The sequence below is a fragment of the Streptomyces sp. 5-10 genome (genome assembly GCF_014712245.1).
Taxonomy (GTDB): Bacteria; Actinomycetota; Actinomycetes; order Streptomycetales; family Streptomycetaceae; genus Streptomyces; species Streptomyces violaceusniger.
This window is the reverse complement of sequence record NZ_JACVYG010000053.1, coordinates 52,691-66,825: the sequence shown is the minus strand read 5'-3', so window position 1 is coordinate 66,825 and position 14,135 is coordinate 52,691. Positions and strand designations below refer to the sequence as shown.

The following is a 14,135-nucleotide window of genomic DNA, read 5'->3' as shown; positions in this document are numbered from 1 at the left end:
GAGGGCCAGCGCCGGGTCAGCGAGGAGATCTTCGCCGACCTCGCCACCGACCACCCCATGCACCGGCTGCTCCAGGGCGAGGTCGGCTCGGGCAAGACCATGGTCGCGCTGCGCGCGATGCTCGGCGTCGTGGACGCCGGGGGACAGGCGGCGATGCTCGCGCCCACCGAGGTGCTCGCCCAGCAGCACCACCGCTCGATCACCGAGATGATGGGCGAGCTGGCCGAGGGGGGAATGCTGGGGGGCGCCGAGCAGGGCACCAAGGTGGTGCTGCTCACCGGCTCCATGGGCGCCGCGGCCCGCCGTCAGGCGCTGCTGGACCTGGTCACCGGCGAGGCCGGGATCGTGATCGGCACCCATGCCCTGATCGAGGACAAGGTCCAGTTCCACGACCTGGGTCTGGTGGTCGTGGACGAGCAGCACCGCTTCGGGGTCGAGCAGCGCGACGCCCTGCGCTCCAAGGGCAAGCAGCCCCCGCATCTGCTGGTGATGACGGCCACGCCGATCCCGCGCACCGTCGCCATGACCGTCTTCGGCGACCTGGAGACCTCCGTCCTGGACCAGTTGCCGTCCGGCCGCTCCCCGATCGCCTCCCATGTGGTGCCCGCCAAGGACAAGCCGCACTTCCTGGCCCGCGCCTGGGAGCGGGTGCGCGAGGAGGTGGCCGCCGGCCACCAGGCGTACGTGGTGTGCCCGCGGATCGGGGACGAGGAGGACGAGCCCAGGGCGGCGAAGGAGAAGTCCGCCGAGGACGAGGCCGAGAAGCGCCCGCCGCTGGCCGTCGTCGACGTCGCCGAGCAGCTCGTCAAGGGCCCGCTGCGCGATCTGCGGGTGGAGGTGCTGCACGGGCGGATGCAGCCCGAGGCCAAGGACGAGGTGATGCGCCGCTTCGCCGCGGGCGAGGTGGACGTCCTGGTCGCCACGACCGTCATCGAGGTCGGTGTGAACGTCCCCAACGCCACCGCCATGGTGATCATGGACGCGGACCGGTTCGGCGTCTCCCAGCTGCACCAGCTGCGCGGCCGCGTCGGCCGGGGCTCGGCCGCCGGGCTGTGCCTGCTGGTGACCGACATGCCCGAGGGCAGCCCCGCCCGGGCGCGGCTGGGCGCGGTCGCGGCCACGCTGGACGGCTTCGAGCTGTCCCGGATCGACCTGGAGCAGCGCCGGGAGGGCGATGTGCTCGGCCAGGCCCAGTCCGGGGTCCGCTCCTCGCTGCGGGTGCTCGCCGTCATCGACGACGAGGAGGTCATCGCGGCGGCCCGGGAGGAGGCGGCCGCCATCGTCGCCGCCGACCCGGAGCTGGCCGGATACCCGCAGCTGCGCACCGCGCTGGACGCCCTGCTGGACAAGGAGCGCGCGGAGTTCCTCGACAAGGGGTGAGCCCGCGGGGAGCGCCCGGTCCCCACCGGCCCCCGTACGCCATATCGTGGAGGTGCGGCGGACCCGCCCGGACGGGCGCGGGGCGCCGCTGCCCCGACCACCGCGAAGGACGGCCCACACCCATGACCCGCGTGATCGCCGGAGCGGCCGGCGGCCGCCGCCTGGCCGTGCCGCCGGGAAACGGCACCCGACCCACCTCGGACCGGGCGCGTGAGGGCCTGTTCTCCACCTGGGAGTCGCTGCTCGGCTCGCTGGACGGGGCCCGCGTCCTGGACCTGTACGGCGGCTCGGGCGCGGTCGGCCTGGAGGCGCTGTCCCGCGGCGCCGCCCACACGCTGCTGGTCGAGTCCGACCCGCGGGCGGCCCGCACGATCCGTCAGAACGTCCGCACCCTCGGTCTGCCCGGCGCGGAGCTGCGCACCGGAAAGGCCGAACAGACCATCACCGGACAGGCCCCCGACACCGGCCCGTACGACGTCGTTTTCCTGGATCCGCCCTACGCGGTCACCGACGGCCAACTCCGCGAGATACTCCTCACACTCCTGGGGAAGGGCTGGCTCGCGCCCGGCGCGCTGGCCACCGTTGAGCGCAGCACACGAGGTGGGGAGTTCGTGTGGCCTGCCGGATTCGAGGGGCTTAGGGCCCGTCGCTACGGCGAGGGCACGCTTTGGTACGGTCGCGCCGCCTCGACGTGCGAGAACGCGTCATGACCGGACCCGAGAGCGAGGAACTTCCGTTGCGCCGCGCAGTCTGTCCGGGGTCGTTCGACCCCGTCACCAATGGACACCTCGACATCATCGCCCGTGCCTCCAAGCTCTATGACGTCGTGCACGTCGCCGTGATGATCAACAAGTCGAAGCAGGGCCTGTTCACGGTGGACGAGCGGATCGATCTCCTCCGCCGGACCACGGAGGAGTACGGAAACGTTCAGGTGGAGGCGTTCCACGGCCTCCTGGTGGACTTCTGCAAGCAGCGGGACATCCCCGCGATCGTCAAGGGGCTGCGGGCCGTCAGCGACTTCGACTACGAGTTGCAGATGGCCCAGATGAACAACGGCCTCTCCGGCGTGGAGACGCTGTTCGTGCCCACCAACCCCACTTACAGCTTCCTCTCCTCCAGCCTGGTCAAGGAGGTCGCGGCCTGGGGCGGCGACGTCTCCCACCTGGTGCCGCCGATCGTCCTGGAGGCGCTGGCCGAGCGGCTCGGCCGGAAGTAGCGGCTGACGGGGCGTCAGCGGGTGTCCGGGAGGCGCCCGCTGGCCGTACAGTCGTCCCGTTCGTATCCCGTACCCATCCGCATCCAGACAGTCTGCGAGCACCCACAGTGGACGTGCAGAAGAAGCTCGACGAGATCGTCGATACCGTCGGTGGCGCCCGGTCCATGCCCATGTCGGCCTCGTGCGTGATCAACCGCGCCGAGCTGCTCGCCATGCTCGAAGAGGTACGCGCGGCACTCCCGGACTCCCTGGCCCACGCCCAGGAGCTGATCGGCGGCCGGGACCAGATGGTCGAGGAGGCCCACCGGGAGGCCGAGCGGATCATCGAGTCCGCGCACGCCCAGCGCGCCTCGCTGATCTCGGAGACCGAGCTGGTGCGGAAGTCCCAGGAGGAGGCCGACCGGATCCTCGCCGAGGCCCGCCGGGAGGCCGAGGAGATCCGCGTCGAGGCCGACGACTACGTGGACAGCAAGCTGGCCAACTTCGAGGTCGTGCTCACCAAGACCATCGGCTCGGTCGACCGCGGCCGGGAGAAGCTGCTCGGCCGCGCCCCCGGCGCCGAGGACGGTCTCGGGCAGCCCGACGAGGGCCCGGAGCGCAGCGCCGACCCGGCCACCCTGCGGCACCGCGCGGACGAGTACGTGGACACCAAGCTCGGGGCCGTCTCGGCGGTCCTGGCCAAGACCCTGGAGGCGGTCGGCCGGGGCCGCCAGAAGCTGCTCGGGGCCCGGCCCGCCGATGAGCTCGGCGCCCATATGGCGGCCCAGGACGAGGCCGGCATGGCCCTGCGGACCACCGACGACGACTACCTGGCGGACCTGGCCCAGTCCCAGGCGGACCTCACCCGGCCCGTCGCCGCGCCCGACCAGGCGGCCGCCGACGCCGCGTACTACGCCGCCACCGCGGGCTACCAGCAGCAGGACGCGTACGGCTACCAGCAGGCGTACGTACAGCAGGACCCGTACGCCACGCAGGGCGGCTACCAGCAGGACGCCTACGGCTGGCAGCAGCAGGCCCAGGCCCAGGGCTACGATCCGAACGCGGCCTACGTGCCCCAGCAGCCCCAGCAGCCGCCCCAGCCCCAGCACCACCAGCAGCAGGGCGCCGCACTGGACGAGACCAGCCTGTTCGACACGAGCATGATCGACCTCGATCAGCTCCGCCAGTACGAGCAGGGCCGCTAGGCCAGTACGAGCAGGGCCGCTGGCCCCGCTCCCCACCGGGCCGCATGGAACCCCTTCTCCACCGGGCGGATTGGGTCTACGGCGGCCCGTCCAGTATCCTGGCTCTTCGGTCGCGCGTACGTCCGCGATCTCGGCTGCCCGTTTCGTAGCGGATGTTCGGGTGGCCCGCCGCAGCGTAGAAAGCAGGAAGCCCTGAACGCCCGCCTCGACCACCGTGCCCCTCTCGTGTTCGACACGCGCGAGCTGGGCCGTCGTCCTGGTGCGCTCAAAAGGGTCTCCCGCTCCGTGGCTGCACCCAAGGAGCTCGGTATCGAGGTCATCGGGGTGCGGGAGGGCGCGACGATCGAGCTGGACCTCCGCCTGGAGTCGGTCATGGAAGGGGTGCTTGTCACAGGCACCGCCCGTGCGCCGCTCACGGGGGAGTGCGTAAGGTGTCTGGAGCCGCTGGAGCGAGAGCTCGAAGTGGACTTCCAGGAGATGTACTCCTACCCCGACGCCGACGACCGGAGCCGCGAAGCGGATACCGGCGACGACGCCGAGGAGGAGGACATGCTCTTCCTCGAGGCCGACCTGTTCGACCTCGAGCCCGTGCTGCGCGACGCGGTGGTGCTCGCACTGCCGCTGCAGCCGGTGTGCCGGGAGGACTGCCCCGGGCTGTGTGCCGATTGCGGCGCCCGGCTCGCGGACGACCCCGACCACCACCACGAGTCCGCCGACATCCGTTGGGCGGCACTGCAGGGACTCGCCGAGGCCATGAGGGACGGCGAGAAGGACAACGCACCCCGCGAGCGCGGGGATGACTCACAGGAGAAGTAGCCGTGGCTGTTCCGAAGCGGAAGATGTCGCGCAGCAACACGCGCCACCGCCGGTCGCAGTGGAAGGCTGCGGTCCCCAACCTGGTGGCGTGCGAGCGCTGCCACGAGCCGAAGCAGCAGCACATCGCGTGCCCGAGCTGCGGCACCTACAACCGCCGCCAGGTCCTCGAGGTCTGATCGGCGGGTGACAGGCTCTATGTCAGACGCCACCACGCCCCCGCGCAAGCGCGGTGAAGCGGCCCAGGCGGACACGGCCTCGTCTCACACGATCCTGGAAGGGCGGCTCGGGTACCAGCTCGAGTCCGCCCTTCTGGTGCGTGCGCTGACCCACCGCTCCTTCGCGTACGAGAACGGCGGGCTGCCCACCAACGAGCGGCTGGAATTCCTCGGGGATTCGGTGCTCGGCCTGGTGGTCACCGACACGCTGTACCGCATCCACCCCGACCTGCCCGAGGGCCAGCTGGCCAAGCTGCGGGCCGCGGTGGTCAACTCGCGCGCGCTCGCGGAGGTGGGCCGCGGCCTCGACCTCGGCGCCTTCATCCGGCTCGGCCGGGGCGAAGAGGGCACCGGCGGCAGGGACAAGGCTTCCATCCTCGCCGACACCCTTGAAGCGGTGATCGGCGCCGTCTATCTCGACCGGGGGCTCGACGCCGCCGCGGAGCTGGTCCACCGGCTCTTCGACCCGCTGATCGAGAAGTCCTCGAACCTCGGCGCCGGCCTGGACTGGAAGACCAGCCTCCAGGAGCTGACCGCCACCGAGGGCCTCGGAGTCCCGGAGTACCTGGTCTCCGAGACCGGTCCCGACCACGAGAAGACCTTCACGGCTGCCGCCCGCGTCGGTGGTGTCGCGTACGGCACCGGCACCGGCCGCAGCAAGAAGGAAGCCGAGCAGCAGGCGGCCGAGGCCGCCTGGCGCGCCATCCGCGCGGCTGCCGACGAGGCCCAGGCGAAGGCCAAGGCGGCCGCCGCCGGAGCCGCGGGCACGGCGGCGGACGGCGGAGCCGCCGCCGACACGGCCTCCACGGCACGCTGATCGGTCTTCCCCGACCCGCACACCGTTCCATCACGTCCGTAACACCCCCTACCGCCCCCGGGCGGACGGCCCGCCCGGGCCGTTCCGCCCGGGGGCGGTAAGGGCTCGAAGGCTTGAGGAGGCCCCCGTTGCCCGAGCTGCCCGAGGTCGAGGTGGTCCGCCGCGGACTGGAGCGCTGGGTCAGCGGCCGTACGGTCGCCGAGGTCCAGGTGCTGCACCCCCGAGCGGTCCGCCGCCACCTCGGCGGCGCGGAGGACTTCGCGGCCCGCCTCCGGGGCCGCCGCGCCGGGACCGTCCGCCGCCGCGGCAAGTACCTGTGGCTGCCGTTTCAGGACGACGCGCCCGCCGAGTCGGTCCTGGCCCATCTCGGGATGAGCGGGCAGCTGCTGGTCCAGCCGGCCGAGGCGCCCGACGAGAAGCATCTGCGCATCCGGGTCCGCTTCGCCGACGAGGCGGGCACCGAGCTGCGCTTCGTCGACCAGCGCACCTTCGGCGGACTCTCGCTGCACGACACCGTCCCCGGCGACCCGGAGGGGCTGCCGGACGCCATCGCGCACATCGCCCGCGACCCGCTGGACCCCGCCTTCGACGAGGCCGCCTTCCACACCGCGCTGCGCCGCCGCCGCACCACGATCAAGCGCGCGCTGCTGGACCAGTCGCTGATCAGCGGGGTGGGCAACATCTACGCCGACGAGGCGCTGTGGCGCGCCCGGCTGCACTACGACCGGCCCACGGCCACCCTCACCCGGCCGCGCGCCGCGGAACTCCTGGACCATGTGCGCGAGGTGATGACCGCCGCGCTGGCCGTCGGCGGCACCAGCTTCGACAGCCTCTATGTGAACGTGAACGGCGAGTCGGGGTACTTCGAGCGCTCCCTGGACGCCTACGGCCGGGAGGACGAGCCCTGCCGCCGCTGCGGCACCGCGATGCGCCGCCGCCCCTGGATGAACCGCTCCAGCTACTTCTGTCCGCGCTGTCAGCGCCCGCCGCGCCCGGCCGCCGCGGCGTCCCGTCCGGCGTCCCGCGAGGCCGCCGCCTCGCCGCTCCCGGCGCGCGTGGTGTCGTAGCGCTCCTGGGCCGCCAGTACCTCGGGCATCCGGTCCTCGACCAGATGGATGAGGGCCAGCAGCCGCTCGGCGACCGCGCTGCCCAGCGGGGTCAGCCGGTAGTCCACCCGGGGCGGGTTGGTCGGCTGCGCCTCGCGGTGCACCAGACCGTCGCGCTCCAGCGCGTGCAGCGTCTGGGAGAGCATCTTCTCGCTGACGCCGTCGACCCGCCGCCGCAGCTCGTTGAAGCGGAAGGTGCTGTCGTGGAGCGCGCTCAGGATGAGGCCGCCCCACTTGCCGGTGACGTGCTCCAGGGTGCCGCGCGAGGGGCAGGCGCGCGCGAACACGTCGAAGGCCAGGTCCTCCGCGTCCACCGTGGAGGACGACCCGCCAGTGCGTTCACTGTCCATACCCACACCATACGCGCACTCAGCGCTGACTCCGGGGTCGCGCTTTCGGATGGTGAGTGCGCTGCTCGTACGGGCGTGTGGAAGCCCGGGGCGCTTTCGTGCGCCCCGGGCTTCCACGCATGGCCGGATGCGGAGACCCGCTCAGGGGCTCTCGTTCAGGGGCTCCCGCTCAGCGGCTCAGTAGCCGAAGTCCTGGGTCCACCAGGGGCCGCCGTCGCCGAAGTGCGCGCCGACGCCGAGTCGCTTGAACGAGCAGTTGAGGATGTTGGCGCGGTGGCCGGAGCTGTTCATCCAGGAGTCCATCACGGACTGGGCGTCCGACTGGCCGCGGGCGATGTTCTCCCCGCCCAGGTCCAGGATGCCCGCGCTCTCGGCGCGCTCCCAGGGGCTGTCGCCGTCCGGGTTGATGTGGTCGAAGAACTGGCGCAGGGACATGTCCTCGCTGAAGTCCTCGGCCAGCTGGGCGAGTTTGGAGTCGGCCGTCACGGGGGCGCAGCCGACCTTCTTGCGCTCCTTGTTGACGAGAGTGAGGACTTCGGCCTCCGAGGCGGCCTCGGGGCCGGCCGACTCCGCCGGGGGCGCGGGCGCGGTCGGCTCCGTCGAGGGCGCCTGCGACGGCTTGCCGTGCCCGCCGCCGTTCGCGCCGCCCTTGCCGTTGCTGTTGTCGCTCCCCTTGCCCTTGCCGTTTCCGCCGGGCCGGTCGTTCCCGGAGGGCTCGGAGGGCCCCGGCTGCTCCGGCGGGGTGGTGGAGGGCGCCTCAGAGGGCTTGGCGGGGGTCTTGGAGGGAGTTGTGGAGGGTGCGTGAGGGCGGCCGTCACCACGGCTGGGCGGCACCGTGCCGCGATCGGTGGGGGCCGCGGACTGCGAGCCCTGTGTCTCCAGGCCGGAGTCCGAGGGACCGCCCGCCTGAACCTGTCCGGCGGAGTCATTGCCCCCGCCGAGCTTGTAGCCGTTCGGACCGAGTCCGGAGGCCATCGCCACGGCGCCGACCGCGACAGCGGCGGATACGCCCAACAGTCCGGTCCGGACCGGAGCGAGGGGGCTCCGGTGCGGTCCCCGGTGGCGGCCTGCGGCGGCCACCTGCGCCGGGGTACCGGGGGCAGATCGTCGATGGCGGCCCATCTCCTGCCTTCCTTGTGTGCTCGGCGTCAAAAGTCGCTCGAAATGTGTCACTCGTGTGCGCGAGCCATGTATCACTCGTGTGGGTGAGTCCTGTTGAGCCGGGACTGTACGCCATTCGGGCCCCAACGCGCCTGCCCACTGGGCAAATCGATGGTTTAGCGGCTGCTCGCGCGGGGGGTTAGCGTGCGCATATGAACGAAAGAGTCCGACTCACCGTGTGGGTCCGCGGCCGCGTGCAGGGCGTCGGCTTCCGCTGGTACACCCGGGCCAACGCGTTGCGCATCGGGGAGCTCGTCGGCTTCGCCTCCAACCTCGCCGACGGGCGGGTCCAGGTGGTCGCGGAGGGCCCGCGTGCGGAATGCGAACAGCTGCTCGAATGGCTCAGGGACGGCGACACGCCCGGGGAGGTCGAGGGAATCACCGAGATCTGGGACACACCGCGCGGCGGCTACGACGCCTTCGAGATCCGTTGATCAACTCACCCGAGGCACCCTTCGCGGTGCCCCTCTGACCACGCCTTCCGTGCGCACGGTGAGCAGAAATCGGCTGATGGTTGCCAACCGGGCCGCTCCGTGGAAGGCTGCGGAGTCACGGAAGATCCCCGACCGCGATGGGTCATCTGGAGAGGGGCGGCGCCGTTCGCCGCCGGTGTGCTCTCGGCCTTTGCGGGCCCGTCGGCGTGTGATCGTGTTGACCCTCAAACCAATTGGTGAGACGCTGGAAGCCCCGCGCACCTTAACTGTTTGCCGCGCAGCAGGGTAGTAATTCGGCAGGCATCGCGGGTGCAAATCCCTCACGACCCACACCGCTTCGGTCGGTCACTCATTGTGGAGGACCATCCATCATGGCAAAGGCGCTTCTCGGTTACGTCGGCGGTTCCGACCCCCGAGTCCTCGCCGAGATGCGACGGCTTCAGCAGCGCGTCCAGGACCTCGAATCCGAGCTCGTCCGGATTCAGGCCGAGAACGACGCGCTGTCCGCCGCCGCTCGTCACGGCGACTCGCTGCTCGAAAGCATCGACGTATCCCAGGCGGAGCCTGCGCTCGCCTGACCCAGCCCCAGGGCCGGTCGGGCTGCATCGTCAGCCGCTTGAGAATCCTCAAGGGACGCTTCGGCGTCCCTTCGTCGTCTCCCCAGTGTGCCTCCGAGCCACCCTTACCGACTGATGTGCCCCTCTCTCCCAGCGGTGAAACCGATCATTGCTGAAACGGAGAAAAAGCCGGGGCGGGTGCGCCGCGCCACCGTCGGGGGACGGTGCCGGAGGAAGGGCGGCGGGTAGAGTCCAAAGGCGTGCATCTCAAGAGCCTGACCCTGCGAGGGTTCAAATCCTTCGCCTCCGCCACGACGCTCCGGTTCGAGCCGGGCATCACCTGCGTCGTCGGCCCCAATGGCTCGGGCAAGTCCAATGTCGTGGACGCCCTTTCCTGGGTCATGGGCGAACAGGGTGCCAAGTCCCTGCGCGGCGGGAAGATGGAGGACGTCATCTTCGCCGGGACCACCGGCCGTCCCCCGCTCGGCCGCGCCGAGGTCTCGCTCACCATCGACAACGCCGACGGCGCGCTGCCCATCGACTACGCCGAAGTCACCATCACGCGGATCATGTTCCGCAACGGCGGCAGCGAGTACCAGATCAACGGGGACACCTGCCGGCTGCTGGACATCCAGGAGCTGCTCTCCGACTCCGGCATCGGCCGGGAGATGCACGTCATCGTCGGGCAGGGCCAGCTGGACGGGGTGCTGCACGCCGACCCGACCGGCCGCCGTGCCTTCATCGAGGAGGCCGCCGGTGTCCTCAAGCACCGCAAGCGCAAGGAGAAGGCGCTGCGGAAGCTGGACGCGATGCAGGCCAACCTCGCCCGCGTCCAGGACCTCACCGACGAGCTGCGCCGCCAGCTCAAGCCGCTCGGCCGGCAGGCCGCGGTGGCCCGGCGGGCCGCCGTCATCCAGGCCGATCTGCGCGACGCCCGGCTGCGGCTGCTCGCCGACGACCTGGTGACCCTGCGCGAGGCGCTGCGCGCCGAGGTCGCCGACGAGGCCGAGCTCAAGCGGCGCAAGGAGGCCGCGGAAGCCGATCTGCGCGCCGCGCAGCAGCGCGAGGCGGCGCTGGAGGAGCAGGTGCGTCGGCTCGCGCCCCGGCTCCGGGACGCCCAGCAGACCTGGTACGAGCTCTCGCAGCTCGCCGAGCGGGTGCGCGGCACGATCAGCCTGGCGGACGCCCGGGTCAAGAGCGCCACCTCCGCCCCCGGGGAGGAGCGGCGCGGCCGCGACCCCGAGGACATGGAGCGCGAAGCGGCCCGCATCCGGGAGCAGGAGGCCGAGCTGGAGGCCGCCCTGGAGGCGGCGAGCCGGGCGCTGGAGGACACCGTGGCGCACCGGGCCGAGCTCGAGCGGAGCCTGGCCGAGGAGGAGCGCCGGCTCAAGGACGTGGCCCGCGCCATCGCCGACCGCCGCGAAGGGCTCGCCCGGCTCCAGGGCCAGGTGAACGCCGCCCGTGGCCGGGCCGGTTCGGCGCGCGCCGAGATCGAGCGGCTGGCCGCGTCCCGCGACGAGGCGCAGACCCGGGCGGTCGCCGCGCAGGAGGAGTACGAGCAGCTCAAGGCGGAGGTCGACGGACTCGACGCGGATGACGCGGAATTGGCGGAGCGCCACGAGGCCGCGAAGCGCGAGCTGGCCGAGGCGGAGGCCGCGCTGAGCGCGGCCCGCGAGGCGGCGACGGCCGCCGAACGCGAGCGCGCCGCGACCTCCGCCCGCCATGACGCCCTCGCCCTCGGCTTGCGCCGTAAGGACGGCACGGGCGCCCTTATGGCCGCCGCCGACCGCCTCGGCGGACTCCTGGGCCCCGCCGCCGAACTCCTCACCGTGACCCCCGGCTTCGAGGTCCCCGTCGCCACGGCCCTGGGCGCCGCCGCCGACGCGATCGCCGTCAGCGGCCCCCACGCGGCCGCCGAGGCGATCCGCCTCCTGCGCGCCGACGACGCCGGCCGCGCCGCCCTGCTGCTGACGACGCCGGACGCCGAGGGGGAGGAGCCCCTGTCGGCCAACCTCGCGCAGCCCCCGTCCGCCGCGTCGGCGCCGCGCAGCTACGGCGAGCCCGCGCCGGACGGAGCTCTCGTACCGGGCACGCGCGCCGAGGGGCCCGTGCCGGGAGAGCCGGGCCGGCCGACCCCGCCGGGCCCGGCCGCCGCTCCGGTGGCGCCCGGCTCCGTCGCCGCGCCGTCCGGGCCGGAGCGTGGCGCTGCGGAAGCGAGCGGGACGCCGGGCGCGGGCGCCGAACCGCCCACGCCCGGGACGAGTTCCCCGGCTTCCGCGCCCACGCCCGACGGACGGGCGGGGGCGTCGTCCGACGCGGGTGATGGCGTTGCCGCCGTGCCGGGCACGCGGGCGCCNGCTTCCGCGCCCACGCCCGACGGACGGGCGGGGGCGTCGTCCGACGCGGGTGATGGCGTTGCCGCCGTGCCGGGCACGCGGGCGCCGGACGGTCCGGTGGGCGGGTCCTTCGGCTTCGACGGCGGCTCTCGGCCGGGCTGGGCGGACTCCGGGGGTACCTCGTCCGGGGCCGGCGGTCCGGGTGCGCCGGACGGCGCCGCTGATGCTGCGGGGGCGTCGTCCGGCGCGGGTGACGGCGTTGCCGCCGTGCCGGGTACGCGGTGCCAGGACGGTCCGGTGGGCGGGTCCTTCGGCTTCGACGACGGCTCTCGGCCGGATGCCGCGTCGGCGCCCGGCGGTCCGGGTGTGCCGCGGGCCGTCGCCGATGCTGCGGGGGCGTCGTCCGGCGCGGGTGACGGCGTTGCCGCCGTGCCGGGTACGCGGTGCCAGGACGGTCCGGTGGCCGAGTCCTCCGGCTCCGACGACGACCCCGCGCGCCGGGACGACGCGGAACCCGCGAGCGGGTCCGGGGGCGAGGGGCGCGAGCCTCTTACGGCGTCCGGCGGCGTCCCAGCCGCGACCGGGCCCGGGGCCACGGTCGCCGCCGCCGGTGGGGCGTCCGCGTCGGCCGTTTCCGCGCGGGTGCCGCAGCCCGCCGGGGGAGAGGCGGCCGTGCCGGGGGCCGTACCCGGGGACGAGCCGGGCGGGAAGGCCGCGGCCGTCGAAGCGTTGCCGCGGGTGGCGGATTTGGTGGATGGGCCCGCGGCGCTGCTGCCCGCCGTAAGGCGGTTGCTCGACGGCATGGTGGTGGTCGAGACCATGGAGGAGGCCGAGGAACTGCTCGCGCGGCGGCCGGAGTTGACGGCCGTGACCGCCGAGGGCGATCTGCTCGGGGCGCACTTCGCTCAGGGCGGGTCCGCCGGGGCGCCCACGCTGCTGGAGGTGCAGGCATCCGTCGACGAGGCCGCAGCGGAGCTCGAGCGGCTCGCCGTACGGTGCGAGGAGCTGGCCGGGGCGCAGCGCGCGGCGCAGGAGCGGCGGGCCGAGTGCCTGGCGCTCGTGGAGGAGCTCGCGGGCCGCCGGAGCGCGGCGGACCGCGAGAAGTCGCGGGTCGCGCAGTCGCTGGGCCGGCTGGCCGGGCAGGCGCGCGGGGCCGCCGGGGAGGCCGAGCGGAGCGCCGCGGCGGTCGCCAGGGCCGAGGAGTCGCTGGAGCGGGCGACCGAGGAGGCCGAAGAATTGGCCGAGCGGCTGGCCGTGGCGGAGGAGGAGCCGGGCGAGGAGGAGCCCGACACCTCCGTACGCGACCGGCTGGCGGCCGACGGCGCCAACGCCCGGCAGACCGAGATGGAGGCGCGGCTCCAGGTCCGTACGCATGAGGAGCGCGTCAAGGGGCTCGCGGGGCGGGCCGACGCGCTCGACCGGGGCGCGCGCGCCGAGCGCGAGGCACGGGCGCGCGCCGAGCAGCGGCGCGCCCGGCTGCGCCACGAGGCCGAGGTGGCCTCGGCCGTGGCCTCCGGCGCCCGCCAGCTGCTGGCGCATGTCGAGGTGTCGCTGGTGCGGGCCGAGCAGGAGCGGGACGCCGCGGAGCGCGCCAAGGCCGAGCGCGAGCGGGAGCTGGACGCCGCCCGCGGCCAGGGGCGTGATCTCAAGAGCGAGCTGGACAAGCTGACCGACTCGGTGCACCGGGGCGAGGTGCTGGGTGCCGAGAAGCGGATGCGGATCGAGCAGCTGGAGACCAAGGCGCTGGAGGAGCTGGGGGTCGAACCGGCCGGGCTGATCGCCGAATACGGCCCCGACCAGCCCGTCCCGCCGTCCCCACCCGCCGAGGGCGAGATCCTCCCGGAGGATCCGGAGCATCCGCGCAACCAGCCGGTGGGTTACGTCAGAGCGCAGCAGGAGAAGCGGCTGAAGGCCGCGGAGCGCGCGTACCAGCAGCTCGGCAAGGTCAATCCGCTGGCGCTGGAGGAGTTCGCGGCGCTGGAGGAGCGGCATCAGTTCCTGAGCGAACAGCTGGAGGACCTCAAGAAGACCCGGGCCGATCTCCTCCAGGTGGTCAAGGAGGTCGACGAGCGGGTCGAGCAGGTCTTCACGGAGGCGTACCGGGACACCGCGCGCGAGTTCGAGGGCGTCTTCTCGCGGCTGTTCCCGGGCGGGGAGGGGCGACTGGTGCTGACCGACCCCGAGAACATGCTGACCACGGGCGTGGACGTGGAGGCCCGGCCGCCGGGCAAGAAGGTCAAGCGGCTGTCGCTGCTGTCGGGCGGTGAGCGCTCGCTGACCGCCGTGGCCCTGCTGGTGTCGATCTTCAAGGCGCGGCCGAGCCCGTTCTATGTGATGGACGAGGTCGAGGCGGCGCTCGACGACACCAATCTGCAGCGGCTGATCCGGATCATGCAGGAGCTCCAGGAGGCTTCCCAGCTGATCGTGATCACCCACCAGAAGCGGACGATGGAGGTCGCCGACGCGCTGTACGGCGTCTCCATGCAGGGTGACGGCGTCTCGAAGGTCATCAGCCAGCGCTTGCGGTGACCGTTTCAACACTTGAAGTCAAGACCTGCCCCCG

The 14,135-nt window shown here is 73.0% G+C and carries 13 protein-coding genes; 11 read left to right on the top strand and 2 right to left on the bottom strand.

Going from position 1 to position 14,135, the window contains the following annotated elements; all coding sequences use genetic code 11:
- From IEJ02_RS38895 to mutM, 8 genes are all read left to right on the top strand, one after another.
- Positions 1-1,380: ATP-dependent DNA helicase RecG (locus IEJ02_RS38895; protein WP_191069096.1), on the top strand; the 1,380-nt coding region annotated here is incomplete at its 5' end.
- Between the two features lie 122 nt (positions 1,381-1,502).
- Positions 1,503-2,090, top strand: a complete 588-nt coding sequence (rsmD, locus tag IEJ02_RS38890) for a 16S rRNA (guanine(966)-N(2))-methyltransferase RsmD (RefSeq protein ID WP_191069095.1) — start codon at positions 1,503-1,505, stop codon at positions 2,088-2,090.
- Entirely contained in the window at positions 2,087-2,596 is a 510-nt protein-coding gene (gene coaD, locus IEJ02_RS38885; protein WP_137979750.1) for a pantetheine-phosphate adenylyltransferase, read from the top strand. Before rsmD ends, coaD begins: the two co-directional genes overlap by 4 nt.
- 107 nt (positions 2,597-2,703) lie before the next feature.
- Positions 2,704-3,780: a cell division initiation protein gene (locus tag IEJ02_RS38880; protein ID WP_191069094.1), complete on the top strand. Its 1,077-nt coding sequence runs from the start codon at positions 2,704-2,706 to the stop codon at positions 3,778-3,780.
- A gap of 225 nt (positions 3,781-4,005) precedes the next feature.
- Positions 4,006-4,596: a YceD family protein gene (locus tag IEJ02_RS38875; protein WP_191069093.1), complete on the top strand. Its 591-nt coding sequence runs from the start codon at positions 4,006-4,008 to the stop codon at positions 4,594-4,596.
- Positions 4,597-4,598: 2 nt separating this feature from the next.
- Positions 4,599-4,772, top strand: a complete 174-nt coding sequence (gene rpmF, locus IEJ02_RS38870) for a 50S ribosomal protein L32 (protein WP_037948573.1) — start codon at positions 4,599-4,601, stop codon at positions 4,770-4,772.
- Between the two features lie 19 nt (positions 4,773-4,791).
- The gene (rnc, locus tag IEJ02_RS38865; RefSeq protein WP_191069092.1) at positions 4,792-5,628 is read left to right on the top strand and encodes a ribonuclease III; all 837 of its coding nucleotides are present in this window, start codon (positions 4,792-4,794) and stop codon (positions 5,626-5,628) included.
- A 128-nt stretch (positions 5,629-5,756) separates the two neighbouring features.
- Positions 5,757-6,695, top strand: coding sequence for a bifunctional DNA-formamidopyrimidine glycosylase/DNA-(apurinic or apyrimidinic site) lyase (gene mutM, locus IEJ02_RS38860; RefSeq protein WP_191069091.1), 939 nt, complete (start codon positions 5,757-5,759; stop codon positions 6,693-6,695).
- On the opposite strand, the gene IEJ02_RS38855 is transcribed toward mutM, so the two are convergent.
- Together IEJ02_RS38855 and IEJ02_RS38850 are read right to left on the bottom strand one after the other, a co-directional pair.
- Positions 6,605-7,084, bottom strand: coding sequence for a winged helix-turn-helix transcriptional regulator (locus IEJ02_RS38855; protein WP_191069090.1), 480 nt, complete (start codon positions 7,082-7,084; stop codon positions 6,605-6,607). The two genes, mutM and IEJ02_RS38855, sit on opposite strands and share 91 nt — an antisense overlap.
- A 177-nt stretch (positions 7,085-7,261) precedes the next feature.
- On the bottom strand, positions 7,262-8,206 hold the full coding sequence (locus IEJ02_RS38850; RefSeq protein ID WP_191069089.1) for a CAP domain-containing protein: 945 nt from the start codon (positions 8,204-8,206) through the stop codon (positions 7,262-7,264).
- Between the two features lie 191 nt (positions 8,207-8,397).
- Here IEJ02_RS38850 and IEJ02_RS38845 point away from each other — a divergent pair, with 191 nt between their 5' ends.
- The 3 genes from IEJ02_RS38845 (at position 8,398) to IEJ02_RS38835 (ending at position 14,101) form a co-directional block, all read left to right on the top strand.
- On the top strand, positions 8,398-8,679 hold the full coding sequence (locus IEJ02_RS38845; protein ID WP_191069088.1) for an acylphosphatase: 282 nt from the start codon (positions 8,398-8,400) through the stop codon (positions 8,677-8,679).
- A 371-nt stretch (positions 8,680-9,050) separates the two neighbouring features.
- Positions 9,051-9,257, top strand: coding sequence for a hypothetical protein (locus IEJ02_RS38840; RefSeq protein ID WP_055547295.1), 207 nt, complete (start codon positions 9,051-9,053; stop codon positions 9,255-9,257).
- A gap of 239 nt (positions 9,258-9,496) precedes the next feature.
- Complete coding sequence (locus IEJ02_RS38835; RefSeq protein ID WP_191069087.1) at positions 9,497-14,101, top strand: AAA family ATPase; 4,605 nt, start codon at positions 9,497-9,499, stop codon at positions 14,099-14,101.
- The last annotated feature ends 34 nt before the right edge of the window (positions 14,102-14,135 follow it).